The organism is Streptomyces purpurascens, from assembly GCF_045040895.1.
GTDB lineage: Bacteria > Actinomycetota > Actinomycetes > Streptomycetales > Streptomycetaceae > Streptomyces > Streptomyces purpurascens.
On record NZ_CP108341.1, the window covers coordinates 6891626 to 6908921 of the forward strand.

The following is a 17296-nucleotide window of genomic DNA, read 5'->3' on the forward strand; positions in this document are numbered from 1 at the left end:
CGGCAGTGACAACGGGAGCGGTGCACCGGGAGACACGAGTGCCGGGAAGCTCCTAATGACGTGTCCCTGATTGAAGTTATCCACAGGGCAAACCGGAGGTTTGTATTCCGCGAGATCGTCTCCGCATGACGAACCACAGCGAAGCGACTGGATCCCCTGAAAACGGCGACATCAGCGGGCCCGACGCACCAGGCAGGCACGAGGACGGTGGACAGCAGAAGCGGGAGCCGAACGCGGGCGACCCGGCCGGACTGCACGCCCCCGTCCCCGCGCACGACAGTCACGGCGGCGAGCATCAGGTCACCCTGCGCACCCCGGCCGAACTGGCCGATGCCCTGCCGTATCTGCTCGGGTACCGCCCTGAGGACAGCATCGTCCTGGTCGCCCTGCACGACAGGGACGGACGCGGACGGTTCGGAGGGCGGGCCCGGCTCGGTATCCCCGCCAACGCGGACGACTGGCCGTCCGCAGCCGGACAACTGGCCCACGGCCTGGTGACGGGCAGCGAGCGCCGAGGGGCCAGGCCCGAGTCGATGGTCGCCTTCCTCTGCCAGGAGCCGCAGAAGGGCGAGTCCGGGCAGCAGGTCATGGAGCGGCTGAGGCCGCTGGCCCAGAGGCTGCGCGTCGAGTGCGGTTCCCGGGACGTGGTGGTGGTCGAGGCGCTGTGCATCTCGGAGGGTCGCTACTGGTCGTACTGCTGTGACAACGCGGCATGCTGCCCGCGCGAGGGAGCCCCCATGGGTCTGCCCGGCACCTCCGTGCTGGCCGCCGCGGCCACCTACGCGGGGATCCAGGTGCGCGGCACGCTGCGGGAGCTACGGGCCCGGCTGCTGCCTTGGGAGAACGCCGCCGCCCTCGAACAGGAGGCCGCCCTCGACACCGCCAGCATGACGCTGGTCCCGAGGCTCCTGGACGAGGTGGGCCGCGCCTCCGTGGCCGACGAGACGCTGGAACTGGCCGGGAGGGTCCTGGACCGCTTCGCCGAGGCGCGGCCCGTCTCCGGCATGCTTCTGGCGGACCTCCGCGACGACGAACTTCTCGGGTACGACGAGGCCGCCCGGTTGATCCTGGGTCTCCAGGACCGTGCGACCCGCGACCGCGCGGCCGAGTGGATGGAGGGCGACGAGGCCGCACGCGCCCTTCGTCTCTGGCGGACGCTGGCCCGCCGCTGCGTCGGCCCCTACGGCGAACATGCCGCTGCGCCCCTCACTCTCGCGGGCTGGGTCGCATGGTCCACCGGCGACGAACTGGAGGCCCGGGAAGCCCTCGCCATGGCCCTGGGCGCGGATCCCGACTACCTGTTCGCCCGCCTCCTGCACCAGGCTTGCAACGAAGGCCTCGACCCGGAGTCGATCCGCACCTGCCTGCGAGCGGAGCGCGAAGGCCGTGGGCGAGCGGTGGTCGACCACGCCATGATCCGTGCGCACGTTGCCGAGGCTGTCGGGCGAGAGACAGTGGTGCCACAGCCCGACCCCGACCCCACGCCCACAGCGGCGCCCTCACGCCGTCGCCGCCGCTCCCGTTCCGCCGGTGCTCCCGACACCGCCTCCGGCCGTACCCGTGCCGGCCGTGACACGAGCACGCCTACTTCGCTCGGGCGTAAGCCGGCAGGCACCACGCGCCCTGCCGGTGCCGCGGAAGCCGGCATGCGCCCCGAGCGTGCGACGACGGGTCCCGCGCGATCCGGCAGTGCGCGCTCGGGCGGCACGCGTGCGCGCACCCCACGGAAAGCAGCCATGCCCTGTCGGGACACGGGTCAGGAAGGCGTGCAGCCCGGCCACGGTACGGAGGGGGAGGAGTGACCCATCGCCCCCACCCGCCGCGTGGCCTTGACGCGCAAGGGCCGGGGCACGGGCGTGACTCGGAGGACGTCCACGGCGTTCACCTGAGTGGCGGAACGCCTGAACGGGGTGTGACGCCGCACCGCCCCTGCCCCGTCGGAGCCTTCCGGCACCGGCGCCGAACCCGATCGAGGCGCACAGAGCGCAGAGGAAGCCTTCCCATGCATCAGCCGACTCCGCCCTCCTCCGCTGCCGGCGACCGCCGCGCCACAGACGGGCCCCCACCACCCTTCGCGCCGGGCCTCGGCCTGTCCGGGGGCGGAGCTCCCCCGTCGGGGGACCAGGATGCCCCTCCGCGACCAGTGGTCCGTGTCGACGGTTACGGGCCCAGGTTCCCTGGAGGTGCCTCACACGTCTCGCCGCCCACCGGTCCGGACTCTCGCTCCCCCTCGCCGCCGGGGCCGGGCCGTTCGTCGCCCCGATGGGCGGGCCAGAGCCGTCGCCCCGGATCCACGTCTGGGTACGGCTCAGCCGCACCGCCCTCGGCTCAAGGCCGGGCGCCGGCGCCCCCGGGGCACGAGCCTCCGCCCCGGGGTGCCACGATCCCCGGACTGCGCTGGTCCGCAGACCTGCCGCCCGCCCACACCGCGATGATCTGTGTCGCCCTTCCCGGCCTGGCCATCTCGACGGCGGAAGGGCAGATGACCGGCAGAGGGCTGGAAGGGTTCTATCGCGGCGGCCGGCGCGTGCTCTCCCGGTGCGAGATCCGCGTGGGCGGACGGGAACCCCTCGCGGTGCAGGCCCGCATGGCCTCGGCCGACCGCGCCAGGTTCGTGGGCACGCTCCGCACGTCCCCGCAGGCCGGCCCGGACCCGGACGTGGTCGTGGAACGCAACCGCTTCGCGGACGGCACGGAGCGGATCACCCTGCACAGCGCGGCTCCCCGCCCGATGCGCCTGCCGGTGGAGGTGGTCCTGGGCACGGACCTGGCCGATCTCGGTTCGATCGCCTCGGGCACCGCGGGACCCGAACTTTCCGCCAGCGTTCACGGCTCCGGCCTGCGCTGGTCCTGCCCCATCGGCAACGCGTCCGTGACGGCTGAACCGCCTCCTTCGGACGCCCTGGCCTCGGCCGGGCTGCTGCGGTGGGAGCTCGACCTGCCGCCGGGCGGAAGCAGAAGTGTGGAACTGCGGGTGCGGCCGGACGGTGCCGGGCCTCTCCGAGCCGTGGGCCGCGCCGCGACCAGCCCTCTGGCCGCGGCGTGTGCGGAAGGCGACGACCCCAGAGTCTCCGCCCTGTTGCAGACGAGCATCGAGGACCTCCAAGCCCTCTTGCTGCGTGACTCCGCGAACCCCGCCGACACCCATCTCGCGGCCGGGGCACCCTGGCGCTGCGGTCTGGCACCCGCCGACGCGCTCGTCGCCGCCCGGATGGCCCTGCCGCTCGGCACCGGCCTGGCAGCGGGGACGCTGCGGATCCTCGCCCGGACCCAACTCACCGGCCCGGGACCGCAGTCCGGGATGATCCCCGGCCCGAGACGGGACGCCGGGCCGTACCTTCCGCCGCAGTGCACCGGTACGGAGGCCACGCTGCTCTTCCCCGTACTGCTCGCCGAAGCCCGACGCTGGGGCCTCGGCGAACAGGAGACGGAGGAACTGCTGCCCGCCGCCGAGCGCTGCCTGACCTGGCTGCGCACCGCCGTGGGCGACGACGCGTACCTGCGCGACCCACACCCTGGCGGAACCATCCGCTGCGAGACACAGGCTCACGCCCACCGTGCCGCACTGCTCGGTGCCGATCTGCTCGACGCCTGCGGCCGTACCGGCGGAGCGGCGCTCCGGGAGTGGGCACAGGCATTACGGCCCGCGTTCCGGGAGGACTTCTGGCTCGACGACCGCGGGGGCGGCCGGCCCGCGGCAGCCCGTGCCCCGGACGGCAGGCCCGTGCCTCACCTGGGCGCGGCCGCCGTCCACCTCCTCGACACCGGCCTGCTGGGCGGGGGCGCGGTGGCACCCGGTCTGCTCGACAAGGTCCAGACCGAGAAGCTCGCCCGGCTGCTCGGCAGCCCCGTCATGGACTCGGGCTGGGGCCTGCGTGGACTGGGCGCGAAGGAACCGGGGTTCAATCCGTTCGGCCACCGCGCCGGGGCAGTACGGATCCAGGAGACGGCACTCGCCGTCGCCGGTCTGGCCGCCGCAGGCTACGAGAAGGAGGCGAGCTCGCTGCTGCGCGGCGTACTCGAGGCCGCCGAGACCTTCGCCCATCGCCTGCCCGAGATGTACGCGGGGGAACAGCGCACGGAAGGCAGCGCTCCCCTCCCGCACCCGGCGGCCTGCCGCCCCGCGGCCGCCCCGGCGGCGGCCGGAGTCCTGCTGCTCACCACGCTCGCCGGCATCCGTCCCGACGCCCCGGCCGGGACTGTCACCCTGCGTCCTGTGCGCAGCGCACCCCTGGGCGAGGTCGGCTTCACGGGACTGCGCGTGGCGGGCGCCCCGTTCTCCGTGCGGGTCAGCCGGCTCGGCCTCATCATGGTCGAGGAGGCGGCCGACGGACTGCAGCTGGGGGCCTGACCTGCCATGACAGATCACCGTCGGATCATTGGGAATCGACAGTGAAGCCCATACCCGACCGAAGTGGATCAGTAAGCGAAGCGAGCCGCGAAGGGAGTGTTTATCGTCAGGCAGACGACTATGATCGCCGCATGCCCTACGACCCGTCAGCGTTTCCGCCCTTCGCCGTCACCGTGGACCTGGTCGTACTGACCGTGCGTCGCCATGCCCTGTGCGCGCTGGCGGTACGGAGGGGCGAACCACCGTTCCAGGGGCGTTGGGCGCTCCCCGGCGGTTTCGTACGGGCCGACGAGGACCTGGCACAGGCCGCGGCGCGCGAGCTGGCCGAGGAGACAGGGCTGCGCGTCCACGACCCGGCCGTCCCCGCCCAGGACAACGGCGCGCACTTGGAGCAGCTCGCCACCTACGGCGACCCCAAGCGGGACCCCAGGATGCGGGTCGTCAGTGTCGCCCACCTCGCCCTCGCTCCCGACCTGCCCGCTCCCAGGGCGGGCGGCGACGCCAGCAACGCGCGCTGGGCTCCGGTCGAGGAGCTGCTGCAGCAGGGCGGTTACGGGCGTGATGCCGAGCCGGTCGCCCCGCTCGCGTTCGACCACGCGCAGATTCTGGCGGACGGAGTGGAGCGAGCCCGCTCCAAGATCGAGTACTCGTCGCTGGCCACAGCTTTCTGCCCGCCCGAGTTCACGGTCGGAGAGCTGCGGCGTGTCTACGAGGCGGTGTGGGGCGTGGCGCTCGATCCGCGCAACTTCCACCGCAAGGTCACGGGCACTCCGGGCTTCCTGGTGCCCACCGGTGGGACGACCACCCGCCAGGGCGGCCGCCCGGCACAGCTCTTCCGGGCAGGTGGCGCGACGCTGCTCAACCCTCCGATGCTGCGCCCCGAGGTGTGACGCCTGACCCGGAACGCGACGCGCCCGCAGCCCGGACAAGGGTGATTGCCCTACCAGAGACGGCCTCGCGCTGCCCGAAAAAACGGACATAGCGCGCTATCTTGCTGTGAGTGATCCAGGCCTTCGGACTGACCAGCAACCCTCGCAAAGAGCTTCCGCCCGCGGCCGACGACGTCTCCTTCGAGGCGCGAGCGGGCCGCGTCACCGCGCTGCTCGGAGCACCGGGCGCCGGCAAGACGACAGTCCTCAGGCTCATGCTCGAGCTCCAACAGGGCCGTGGCATCACCTACTTCCGGGGCCGCCCGCTGCATCGCATCGCCCATCCCTCGCGCGAGGTCGGCGTGCTGCTGGGCGACGTACCGGGGCACCCGGCCCGCACGGTCCGTGGTCATCTGCGCATGCTGTGTGCCGCCGCGGGGGTTCCGGTCCGGCGCTCTGACGAAGTCCTCGAGGCGGTCGGACTCGTGAGCCTGCGCGACGAACGCCTCGGTGCCCTCTCGCGCGGCATGGACCGCCGCCTCGGCCTGGCCTGCGTCCTGCTGGCCGACCCACACACGCTCGTCCTCGACGATCCGGCCGACGGGCTCTCCGTCCGCGAGGGCAGCTGGCTGCACGGCATGCTCCGCGCACACGCCGGCCATGGTGGCACGGTCCTGTTCACCACCGCCGACCCCAAGGAGGCCGCGCGCACCGCAGACCGCGTCGTCACACTGGAGCAGGGCAGGCTCGTGGCCGACCAGGAGGCCGCGGAGTTCTCGCGCACCCGCCTGCGTCCCCGTGTGGCCGTACGCAGCCCGCATGCAGCCCGTCTGGCGGCTCTCCTGGCCAAACAGGCGCGCACCGCGCAGCGCTCCGTCGAAGTCGTACGAGAGGGCGACAACCGCCTCTCCGTGTACGGCAGCACCTGCGCGGACGTCGGGGAGACCGCGTTCCGCCACGGCATCGTCGTCCACCAACTCGCTGACGAGATCGGCGACATGGGCCCCGGTGCGGGAGCTGTGCAGCCAGGTGAGCCGCACAGCGAGCGTAGTGAAGGCCTGGTCGAATCGGGGCCACCGGCGGACGAGCGACAGCGGGCCGGCACGGCGCGAGCCTCCGCCGTCGAGCCGGACCATGACAGCGTCGAGCCGGACCACGACAGCGTGGAGCCGGAACATGACAGAGCCGAGCCGGAGGGCGCCAGTGCCGAGCCGGAGCGAGTCCCTGCCCAGCCGGGGCACGTCACCAACGCCCTCTGGCCGACCGCCGCGCCCCGGGCCGATGAGCCGGAGCCCTCTCTCGGCGCGTCGACGCCGACCGCAGCGGACCCCTTGGCCATCGCCCCTGAGGTGCGCCCCACCCTCGAGCTGAAGCCTGCCGCTGAAGTACCAGAATCACCCGCTGGCGAGCCGCGGCCCGCGTCCGGCCGCGCGCAGCCCTCCCGTGAGCTGCGCCCCACCCTCGAGCTGAAGTCTGCCGCTGACGCACCGGAACCAGCCGCCGGCGAGCCGCGGCCCGCGTCCGGCCATGCGCAGCCCGTCGCCGAGCCGCAGGAGCGCCCAGAGGTGCCCGCGGCCTGCCACCCGAGCAATGCCGCCGCCCCTCCCCAAGAGGAGGCGATCGCCCCCTCCCCGCGACCTGCGCCGCACCCCGTTGAAGCCCGCTTGGCTCGCGCCCTCGACGCACTGCCCCCTCTGCCGCCTCCCATCTCCGTCCGCCCCGCCCCCAGTCCGCTCCGCCCCCTTCGCTACGAGATCCGCCGTGCGGCCGGGATCGGCACCGGCTTTCTCACCGGGGCCGTTGTGCTCGTGGTGTCCGCCGTGACTGCCGTCGTGCTCGCCCGTATCGGGCATACCCCGCAGCCGCGCCTGCTGGCCGCGTGGCCGCGGGAGCTGCCCCTGCCGCCCGCGGCGCTCGGCGCGGGACTGCTCGGCGCGCTGGCCTTCGGTGACGAGTTCCGCCACCCCGCCCTGGCCGCGGACCGCGGCACCGTGCCCCGCCGGCTGGGGCTGCTGGCCGCCAAACTGCTCGTCGCCTCGGCCACCGCGCTGCTGCTGGCCGTCCTCACCGTCGGCTGCGACACCGAGGTGCTCTATCTCGTCTACGGACGGGAGCTCGCGCAGGTTCCCGCCGACTGGCTGCCGTTGAGTGCGAGTTGGATCGGTCTCGTCATCGGTTGTGCCTGGGCGGGAGTACTGGCCGCCGGAGTCTTCCGGTCCACTACGGCAGGCCTCGCCGCGGTGGCTGCCGTACCCCTCCTCGTCGTACCCGTCGTGCACAAGGTCCTGGACGGACCGTCCGTTCGAACCGCGGCCGGACTGCCCATGCGGCTGCGAGAGGTCCTCGTACCGCGGTGGCCCTTCGGGGGAGAGCGTTACCTGGAAGCCGCGCTCGGGGTGCTGTCCCAACCCGTCGGCGGCGCAATGACGTTGTCGCTGACCGCGCTGCTCTGCGCGTACCTGCTCGCCACGCTGCGGAGCAGGTTCCGCTGACGACTGTCCGTAACCCCCCGTCCAGCCATGCGCACAACTCCCCTCAGAACGCCCATTTCTTTCCGATAAGGCGTCAATTGCGACGGGGTGAGCGATCACCCTTTCGTGTGCTTTTCACCAAAGACCTCAAGGGAGTTGGAGAGGGCGCCGACAAAGGATGCGTGAGTACCCTTGCGCACACCATGATGACCGCCGCCCGCTCCGCTGACTCCGGCCTCGCGAGCCCGGGCGAACTCGACCGCTACCCGTACGCCGAGGCGCCCGCCGTCGACCGCGTCGGGGTCTCTGCCTGGGACGGCGCGGACCCCGAGCTGGGCCGTGTGGGCCGACGCGCCGCGGGCAGCCGCGGACGCGGGCTGCACGGCCAACTCGTCCAGCAGCTGGGTCAGATGATCGTCTCCGGCGACCTGGGCGCCGACCGCCCGCTGGTGCCCGAGGAGATCGGCCAGCGCTTCGAGGTCTCCCGCACCGTCGTCCGCGAGTCGCTCCGCGTCCTGGAAGCCAAGGGTCTGGTGAGCGCCCGCCCGAACGTCGGCACGCGTGTGCGCCCGGTCAGCGACTGGAACCTCCTGGATCCGGACATCATCGAGTGGCGGGCCTTCGGGCCGCAGCGTGACGACCAGCGCCGCGAGCTGAGCGAGCTGCGGTGGACGATCGAGCCGCTCGCCGCCCGCCTCGCCGCCGGCCACGGGCGCGAGGACGTCCAGCAGCGCCTGGTCGACATGGTCGAGATCATGGGGCACGCGATGGCCCAGGGGGACGCGCTCACGTTCTCCCGCGCCGATTCCGAGTTCCACTCGCTGCTCATCCAGGTCGCGGGCAACCGCATGCTGGAGCACCTCTCGGGAATCGTGTCCTCGGCCCTCCAGGTCTCGGGCGGTCCGGTCACGGGCTGTGACCGGCCGAACGAGGCGTCGCTGGCGCACCACGGCCGCATCTGTGACGCCCTCGCCGCCGGTGACGGAGCCGCGGCCGAGACGGCGATGCGCCAACTCCTCACGGTCCACCCCGAGGTGGAACGGGTAGTGCCCGCCCCGCGCGAGCACTGACCGCGTTCCGCGGGCGGCGCGGTCGGGTGTGCCACCCCCCTCCTGTGGTAGCGCCCGATCGATGAACCGCCTCCCGTCGGACCCCGCAGGATCCTTGGCGATCCTGCGGGGTCCGACGGCGCGAAGGGGGCCGCCCATCCGCCGCAGCGGTAAGGTCACGTCCAGGAGTGACAGCTTCTATCCGTATCTGACCGTTTTTATTCGCTTACGGGGTGTGACTCGGGCCACGCGGATTGGGCGTAACGCTCGCGGGAAGAACGCGATGACCTAAGAGGTGACAGCCGCGGAGGGAATACGGGCGCCGTTCACGGCGCTGTGCATCTTCCCGGCCCCCGCCCGCGCCGTCGGCCCATCCCCAAGCCGGCGGTCGGCTCCTGTCCACTATGGACGGGGCCGGAAGCCGTTTTCCAACGTTCCGAGAGGTTGTTCGTGTCGGCCAGCACATCCCGTACGCTCCCGCCGGAGATCGCCGAGTCCGTCTCTGTCATGGCGCTCATTGAGCGGGGAAAGGCTGAGGGGCAGATCGCCGGCGATGACGTGCGTCGGGCCTTCGAAGCTGACCAGATTCCGGCCACTCAGTGGAAGAACGTACTGCGCAGCCTCAACCAGATCCTCGAGGAAGAGGGTGTGACGCTGATGGTCAGTGCCGCAGAGCCCAAGCGCACCCGAAAGAGCGTCGCAGCGAAGAGTCCCGCCAAGCGCACCGCCACCAAGACGGTCGCGGCCAAGGCGGTGACCACCAGGAAGGCCACCGCCACCGCCACGCCGACGGCGCCCGCCGCCGAGCCCGCCGTCGAGGACGAGGCGCCCGCCAAGAAGGCAGCCGCCAAGAAGACGACCGCCAAGAAGGCGGCCGCGAAGAAGACCGTCGCCAAGAAGACGGCGGCCAAGAAGACCAGCGCCAAGAAGGACGACGCGGAACTCCTCGAAGAGGAGGTGCTCGAGGAGGCAGCCCCCGGCAAGGCCGGTGAGGAGCCCGAGGGCACGCCGGAGAACGCGGGCTTCGTGCTGTCCGACGAGGACGAGGACGACGCGCCCGCCCAGCAGGTCGCCGCAGCCGGCGCCACCGCCGACCCGGTCAAGGACTACCTCAAGCAGATCGGCAAGGTCCCGCTGCTCAACGCCGAGCAGGAGGTCGAGCTCGCCAAGCGCATCGAGGCCGGTCTGTTCGCCGAGGACAAGCTGGCCAACGCCGACAAGCTCGCCCCCAAGCTCAAGCGCGAGCTGGAGATCATCGCCGAGGACGGCCGCCGCGCCAAGAACCACCTCCTGGAGGCCAACCTCCGTCTGGTGGTCTCCCTGGCCAAGCGCTACACCGGCCGCGGCATGCTCTTCCTGGACCTCATCCAGGAGGGCAACCTCGGTCTGATCCGCGCGGTGGAGAAGTTCGACTACACCAAGGGCTACAAGTTCTCCACGTACGCCACCTGGTGGATCCGTCAGGCGATCACCCGCGCCATGGCTGACCAGGCCCGCACCATCCGTATCCCGGTGCACATGGTCGAGGTCATCAACAAGCTCGCGCGCGTCCAGCGCCAGATGCTCCAGGACCTGGGCCGCGAGCCCACCCCGGAGGAGCTGGCCAAGGAACTCGACATGACCCCGGAGAAGGTCATCGAGGTCCAGAAGTACGGCCGCGAGCCCATCTCTCTGCACACCCCGCTGGGCGAGGACGGCGACAGCGAGTTCGGTGACCTCATCGAGGACTCCGAGGCGGTCGTCCCGGCCGACGCGGTCAGCTTCACCCTCCTCCAGGAGCAGCTGCACTCCGTTCTGGACACGCTGTCCGAGCGCGAGGCGGGCGTCGTCTCCATGCGCTTCGGTCTCACCGACGGTCAGCCGAAGACCCTCGACGAGATCGGCAAGGTCTACGGCGTCACGCGCGAGCGGATCCGCCAGATCGAGTCCAAGACCATGTCGAAGCTGCGCCACCCGTCCCGTTCGCAGGTGCTGCGCGACTACCTCGACTAGTCGCCGGTCGTACGACGCGGAAGGCCCGGTCTCCCTGAGGGGACCGGGCCTTCGCCGTGCCATGTCTCCCCGGGGGTGCGGCGCGGCGCAGGGTGGATCACTCTGGGTGCTCAGTGAACACCACGGAGTGAGGAGTGCGTATGCGTGGTCGCCTTGCCCGGGCCCTGGCCCGACCGCTGGTCCTGGCAGCCGCGGCAGTCGCCATATCAGTGGCCTCCAGCGCCCCTGTGGCCGCCGACAGCGTGGTCATAGGCGGTTTCCCTGTCGAAGTGTCCGAGAGCCCGTGGGCGGTCGCCCTGTCCAGCCGTGACCGGTTCGGAGGTAGGCGTGCGGGGCAGTTCTGCGGGGGCGTGGCGGTCGGACGCAGCACGGTGCTCACCGCCGCCCACTGTCTGGACAAGGAGGTCTTGGGCGTAGCGCCGGAGCGCGTGCGTGACCTCAAGGTCATAGCGGGTCGCACAGACCTGCTCTCGGACCGCGGCGGCCGGGAGATCGCCGTGCGGCGTTCCTGGGTGAACCCGGCGTACGACGGTGTCAGCAACTTCGGGGACTACGCCGTACTCACCCTGGCCGAACCTCTGCCTGCCGGCTCGGTCATCGGTATGGCGGCCGACGGTGATCCCGCCTACGCGGTGGGCGGGACTGCGACGGTGTACGGGTGGGGCGACACCTCAGGTGCCGGCGAGTATCCGAACAGTCTGCGCGCCGCGCGTGTGCGCGTGCTCTCCGACGAGCTCTGCGAGGACGCCTATCCGGGCGGATCCGACGGCACGTACGAAGCCGAGAGCATGCTCTGCGCGGGGGAGAGGGAGGGGGGCCGGGATGCCTGCCAGGGCGACAGCGGAGGGCCGCTGGTGGCCCGGGGGCGGTTGATCGGGCTCGTGTCCTGGGGGATCGGCTGTGGGCGGGCCGGCAGCCCCGGGGTGTACATGCGTGTGTCCGACATCGTGCGGACGCTCGGCTGGACACGGGGGTGAGACGAGACTCGAAGGGCGTCCGGCGGAGCCTGGGTGGGCTTGTGGAGACGAGGACGGGCGGCTGCCTCTGCTCTCAGAGGCAGCCGCCCATTCACCGGCCTGTGCCGGGCTGGCTCGTCGTCGGAACGCGAGGTGTCAGCGCTCTTCTTCGGAGGCGGTCGCGGGAACGGTCGTGAGCCGCTCCGTCTCGTCCTGTATCTCAGCGGCGATCTTCTTGAGTTCCGGCTCGAACTTGCGACCGTGGTGGGCGCAGAAGAGCAGTTCTCCGCCGCTGAGCAGGACGACGCGCAGGTACGCCTGGGCGCCGCAGCGGTCGCAGCGATCAGCGGCCGTCAACGGGCTCGCGGGGGTCAGAACAGTAGTCACGTCGCCTCTTCTCTAGCTCGACGAGCTGTCGTACCAGGGTCAACATCCAACCAGCCATAAAACGTTCCCGCTCGTGGCTTTTCCTCGAAAAAATCTTGCGAGGCGGCTGTCTGCTGCCGGTTGGCGGCGAATGTGCCGTATTGCGTGTCTATGTGTCTTACGGGGCTTCGCGTTGTATCGGTGGTCGGTCCTCCCGGCTGGGTTGCCGGTTGTTCATGAGGACGTGCCCGGAGCCTAAATGGTTCATGCCTGGAAGGGAACGTGATGTGTACTTCACTCCATCGAGGGATCGAACACGCATGCGAGCCTGGACTAGTCTGAGTCTCTGACGAGGGTGGCGTTACAACGGCTCTACCAGGCCTCGGTACCCTCTCACCGGTGACTGAAGCCGCGCCCTTACCCACGAGGGCCCCATCTGAAATTCAGCGAGGAGCGAACCGCGTGACCGCCGAAACGTCCGTGCCGTCCACAGCTCTGCTGGCAGGAGCAGACCGGGACGGATCCAACTACACCGCGCGGCACCTGCTCGTCCTTGAGGGGCTCGAAGCCGTGCGCAAGCGCCCGGGCATGTATATCGGGTCGACCGACAGCCGCGGTCTCATGCACTGCCTCTGGGAGATCATCGACAACTCCGTCGACGAGGCCCTGGGCAACTACTGCGACCACATCGAGGTCATCCTCCAGGACGACGGATCCGTCGAGGTCCGGGACAACGGCCGGGGCATCCCGGTCGACGTCGAGCCCAAGACCGGCCTCTCCGGTGTCGAGGTCGTCATGACCAAGCTGCACGCCGGCGGCAAGTTCGGCGGCGGCTCGTACGCCGCCTCCGGCGGCCTGCACGGCGTCGGCGCTTCCGTGGTGAACGCCCTCTCCGCCCGCCTGGACATCGAGGTGGACCGCAACGGGCACACCCACGCCATCAGCTTCCGGCGCGGCGTCCCGGGCGCTTTCGCCGGGAACGGCCCCGACGCCAAGTTCGAGGCCAAGGGCGGGCTGCGCAAGGCCAAGAAGATCCCGAAGAGCCGCACCGGCACGCGCGTGCGGTACTGGGCCGACCGCCAGATCTTCCTCAAGGACGCCAAGCTCGCCCTGGAGACGCTGCACCAGCGCGCCCGCCAGACCGCGTTCCTGGTGCCCGGCCTGACCATCGTCGTGCGCGACGAGTACGGGCTCGGCGAGGGCGGCAGCAAGGGCGAGGAGTCCTTCCGCTTCGACGGCGGAATCAGCGAGTTCTGCGAGTACCTGGCCAACGACAAGCCGGTCTGCGACGTCCTCCGCTTCTCCGGACAGGGCACCTTCAAGGAGACGGTCCCCGTCCTGGACGACCACGGCCAGATGACGCCCACCGAGGTCACTCGCGAGCTCGGCGTCGACGTCGCGCTGCGCTGGGGCACGGGATATGACACGACGCTCAAGTCGTTCGTGAACATCATCGCCACCCCCAAGGGCGGTACGCACGTCGCCGGTTTCGAGCAGGCCGTCGCCAAGACGATGAACGAGGTGCTGCGTACCAAGAAGCTCCTGCGCGTCGCCGAGGACGACATCGTCAAGGACGACGCCCTGGAAGGCCTCACAGCGGTCGTCACGGTGCGCCTCGCCGAGCCACAGTTCGAGGGCCAGACCAAGGAGGTGCTCGGCACCTCGGCGGCCCGCCGGATCGTGAACAACGTGGTCGTCAAGGAGCTCAAGGCGTTCCTGACCTCCACAAAGCGGGACGCGGCGCAGCAGGCCCGTGTCGTGCTGGAGAAGGCTGTCGCCGCGGCCCGTACGCGCATCGCCGCCCGTCAGCACAAGGACGCGCAGCGGCGCAAGACGGCCCTGGAGTCCTCCTCGCTGCCGGCCAAGCTCGCCGACTGCCGCAGTGACGACGTCGACCGCAGTGAACTGTTCATCGTCGAGGGCGACTCCGCGCTCGGTACGGCGAAGCTCGCCCGGAACTCCGAGTTCCAGGCGCTGCTGCCGATCCGGGGCAAGATCCTCAACGTTCAGAAGTCGTCCGTGACGGACATGCTGAAGAACGCCGAGTGCGGCGCGATCATCCAGGTCATAGGAGCCGGATCGGGCCGGACCTTCGACATCGACACGGCTCGCTACGGCAAGATCATCATGATGACCGACGCCGACGTCGACGGCTCGCACATCCGCACCCTGCTCCTGACCCTGTTCCACCGCTACATGAGGCCCATGGTTGAGGCCGGCCGCGTCTTCGCGGCGGTGCCGCCGCTGCACCGCATCGAGATCGTCCAGCCGAAGAAGGGCCAGGACAAGTACGTCTACACGTACTCGGACCGGGAACTGCGCGACAAGCTCATGGAGTTCCAGAGCAAGGGCATCCGCTACAAGGACTCGATCCAGCGATACAAGGGTCTCGGAGAGATGGACGCCGACCAGCTGGCCGAGACGACCATGGACCCGCGGCACCGCACGCTGCGCCGGATCAACCTCTCCGACCTGGAGTCGGCCGAGCAGGTCTTCGACCTGCTGATGGGCAACGACGTCGCGCCGCGCAAGGAGTTCATCTCCAACTCGGCGGCGACACTGGACCGGTCGCGGATCGACGCGTAGCCGCTGCGCCGGGCTGTGGCCGGGCAGGGGCGGGGCGTCGGTGACCGCCGTGAACCGCTCGTGGACATCGCTGTGCCGCCCTGGTTCAGGTGCGGCACAGCGATGTCCTCATGAGGCGTCCGGACCCGCCCCCGGCCTTGCCCGAGGTGTCTCTCCACCCGTGGGTGGAGAGATGCCCGGTCTGGGATCCACCCGTGATCCACCCTGGCTCCGATCCTGTGACCTGGCGATTTCCGTAGCGTCGAAGGCGTCGGTGGCACCCGCTGCCGGCAACCCCCTTCTCGCTCACGGAGGTCGTGATGTCCGGGCTCGCCGACGCGTTGGTGATCGTGGCCGTTGCCGTCGTGGTGATCGCCCGTCAGTTCCGCGCGAGCCGGATCGACAGCGAGCGCCGCTGGTGGCTCCTGCCCGCGATCCTGGCCGTCGTCGCGCTGCGCGAGCCCGGAATACTCGATCCGCATCACCACACGGCCTCGGTGCTTCTGCTCGGCGCGGAACTGCTCGTCGGCCTGGCCACCGGAGCCGGCTGGGCCTGGACCACCCGCATATGGGCAGAGCAGGACGGCACCGTGTGGAGCAAAGGCAGCATGGCGAGCGCCGCCGTCTGGGGCGTCGGCATCGGACTGCGTGTCGGCCTCTTCGCGCTCGGTGCCGCGGTGGGCGTTCACCAGGACAGCTCGGCCCTGCTGTTGGGCCTGGCCGGAACCCTCCTCGTCCGAGCCGGAATCCTGGCCTGGCGCGGTCAGTCGCGCCCTGCCTCGAACAGGAGCGGGGCGTACCGTGAAAGTACGGCCCGACCTGCGGGGAAGGAGCGGGTGTGAAGGAGAACGCCTGGACGCGCTGGCCTTCCCGGGAGGCGCTCAGCCGCGAGGGAATCTCACGCTCCCGCTGCATGCTGGCCTGGACGGTGAGGGCCCTGGTCCTCGGCCTGTTGCTGTGGGGTGCCTTCAACGACGGCCATGCGGGCGGCTGGAGGGCGGCTGCCGGCGTCGGCGGAGTGCTGCTGGCGGCACTGCTCGCCTGGGCCTTCTTCCGGACCACACTCCAGCACCGCCTGTGGCCGTCGTTGGCATCGCTCGCGCTGCTCCAGGGTCTTGCCGTCGCGGCCCATCTGTCGGGGTTCGAGGTGGCGGCACTGGTCATGTGGTGCGGGTGCGCCGTCTCGGCACTGGAGCGGCTTCCTCCGGCGGTCGCCCTCGCCGCAGCCGGCGTGGCACTTGGTTCGTACGGGGCCGTCAACAACGACGACATATTGACGGCCGTGGTCACCGGACTCGGCATCGCCCTCGCCGGATACACGCTGCGTCTCGACGCCGAGGCCCGTGGCAGCGCCCAGCGGCTGCTCGCACAGGAGCGGGCCGCACGCGCCGCCGAGGCGCAGACGGCCGCGCTCGCGGAGCGGGCCCGCCTGGCGCGGGAGATCCACGACGTGCTGGCACACAGCCTCTCGGCCCAGCTCGTGCACCTGGAGGCAGCCCGGCTGCTGATCGAGCGAGGAGGGGAACGGGAGCAGGTGCTCGAACGAGTGGTGGCGGCACGCGAGATGGCGCGGGGCGGACTCTCCGAGACCCGGCAGGCGCTCTCGGCCCTGCGTGGGGAGCTGACCCCGCTGGAGGACTTCCTGAATCAGTTGGTGGGTTCGGCCGACGGCGCCGAGATCACCATCACGGGTGAACGCAGGGCGCTGCCGGCCGAGGCTTCGCAGACCGTGCGCAGAGCCGCCCAGGAGGCTCTGACGAACGTCCGCAAGCACGCTCGGGGCGCCAAGGTGCGCCTGCGGCTCGACTACCGTCCGCACGAAGTGACCCTCGACGTACGGGACTCGGGCGGCTCGCCGGGCGACCTGACCTGGACGGGCGCCGGGTACGGTCTGCTGGGCATGCGGGAGCGGGCCGAGCTGCTGGGCGGCTCGCTCGAGGCCGGGCCGGGCGAGGAGGGGTTCGTGGTGACGTTGAAGGTGCCGGTATGACGCAGGAGGCCGAGCGGAAGCCCGCTCGGGTGGTGGTCGTGGACGACCAGACCGTGGTGCGGGAGGGCATCGTGATGCTGCTCGGTCTGCTGCCCGGGATCGAGGTGGTCGGCGCCGCCGGAGACGGTGAGGAGGCGGTGAGGCTCGTCGCCGAACTGGCCCCGGACGTGGTGCTGATGGATCTGCGCATGCCCCGCTGCGACGGAGTGGAGGCCACCCGCAGGATCCGCGCGCAGCACCCCGGGACGCAGGTCGTGGTGCTCACGACGTACGCGGACGACGAGTCCCTGTTCCCTGCACTGGCTGCCGGAGCGCGCGGCTATCTCACCAAGGACGCGGGCGGAGACGAGATCGTGCGGGCCGTGCACAGCGTGCTGTCCGGGCAGGCGGGGCTCTCGCCGAGCATCCAGAGGCGGCTGCTGGAGCGCCTGGCGGAGCCGAGGCCGGCGGCGCCTGCTGAGATTCCGGACGGGCTCACCGTGCGGGAGACGGAGGTGCTGGTCCTCATCGCCGACGGGCTCAGCAACCAGGAGATCGGCCGCAGACTGCATGTCTCCACCGCGACCGTGAAGACCCATATCAACAACCTCTTCGCCAAGGCGGGGATCAAGGACCGTGTCCAGGCGGTGCGTTACGCCTATCGCAAGGGTCTGGTGCGGCCACCAGCGGGTTGAGTCACCTGAAGGG

Annotated in this window: 12 protein-coding genes; 11 read left to right on the forward strand and 1 reads right to left on the reverse strand. The window is 70.9% G+C overall.

All coding sequences use genetic code 11. From position 1 onward, the window contains the following. Positions 1-125 precede the first annotated feature (125 nt). The 7 genes from OHU35_RS31485 (at position 126) to OHU35_RS31515 (ending at position 11709) form a co-directional block, all read left to right on the forward strand. On the forward strand, positions 126-1802 hold the full coding sequence (locus tag OHU35_RS31485; RefSeq protein ID WP_405507659.1) for a DUF4192 domain-containing protein: 1677 nt from the start codon (positions 126-128) through the stop codon (positions 1800-1802). A gap of 680 nt (positions 1803-2482) precedes the next feature. Continuing rightward, a complete protein-coding gene (locus OHU35_RS31490; protein ID WP_405507661.1) occupies positions 2483-4351 on the forward strand; it encodes a glycogen debranching N-terminal domain-containing protein in 1869 nt (622 codons plus the stop codon). 131 nt (positions 4352-4482) lie between these two features. Continuing rightward, on the forward strand, positions 4483-5241 hold the full coding sequence (locus OHU35_RS31495) for an NUDIX domain-containing protein (protein ID WP_184589838.1): 759 nt from the start codon (positions 4483-4485) through the stop codon (positions 5239-5241). Positions 5242-5351: 110 nt separating this feature from the next. Then, positions 5352-7712, forward strand: a complete 2361-nt coding sequence (locus OHU35_RS31500) for an ATP-binding cassette domain-containing protein (protein ID WP_405507663.1) — start codon at positions 5352-5354, stop codon at positions 7710-7712. A 161-nt stretch (positions 7713-7873) separates the two neighbouring features. Next, entirely contained in the window at positions 7874-8761 is an 888-nt protein-coding gene (locus OHU35_RS31505; protein ID WP_189721827.1) for a FadR/GntR family transcriptional regulator, read from the forward strand. 429 nt (positions 8762-9190) lie between these two features. Next, positions 9191-10732: an RNA polymerase sigma factor gene (locus tag OHU35_RS31510; RefSeq protein ID WP_359888929.1), complete on the forward strand. Its 1542-nt coding sequence runs from the start codon at positions 9191-9193 to the stop codon at positions 10730-10732. 140 nt (positions 10733-10872) lie between these two features. Continuing rightward, the gene (locus OHU35_RS31515; RefSeq protein WP_405507665.1) at positions 10873-11709 is read left to right on the forward strand and encodes a S1 family serine peptidase; all 837 of its coding nucleotides are present in this window, start codon (positions 10873-10875) and stop codon (positions 11707-11709) included. Between the two features lie 135 nt (positions 11710-11844). On the opposite strand, the gene OHU35_RS31520 is transcribed toward OHU35_RS31515, so the two are convergent. Beyond that, entirely contained in the window at positions 11845-12075 is a 231-nt protein-coding gene (locus OHU35_RS31520) for a hypothetical protein (protein WP_184589764.1), read from the reverse strand. Between the two features lie 441 nt (positions 12076-12516). Here OHU35_RS31520 and OHU35_RS31525 point away from each other — a divergent pair, with 441 nt between their 5' ends. The 4 genes from OHU35_RS31525 (at position 12517) to OHU35_RS31540 (ending at position 17283) form a co-directional block, all read left to right on the forward strand. Next, positions 12517-14640 (forward strand): type IIA DNA topoisomerase subunit B, encoded by a 2124-nt coding sequence (locus OHU35_RS31525; protein WP_189721824.1) that lies wholly within the window; start codon positions 12517-12519, stop codon positions 14638-14640. 299 nt (positions 14641-14939) lie between these two features. Beyond that, positions 14940-15461: a DUF1453 domain-containing protein gene (locus tag OHU35_RS31530; RefSeq protein WP_405507666.1), complete on the forward strand. Its 522-nt coding sequence runs from the start codon at positions 14940-14942 to the stop codon at positions 15459-15461. Then, positions 15458-16609 carry a sensor histidine kinase gene (locus tag OHU35_RS31535; protein ID WP_189721822.1) on the forward strand — a complete coding sequence of 384 codons (1152 nt, stop codon included), beginning with the start codon at positions 15458-15460 and terminating at the stop codon, positions 16607-16609. Before OHU35_RS31530 ends, OHU35_RS31535 begins: the two co-directional genes overlap by 4 nt. After that, positions 16606-17283, forward strand: a complete 678-nt coding sequence (locus OHU35_RS31540) for a response regulator transcription factor (RefSeq protein ID WP_189721821.1) — start codon at positions 16606-16608, stop codon at positions 17281-17283. The genes OHU35_RS31535 and OHU35_RS31540 overlap by 4 nt, the downstream gene beginning before the upstream one ends. The last annotated feature ends 13 nt before the right edge of the window (positions 17284-17296 follow it).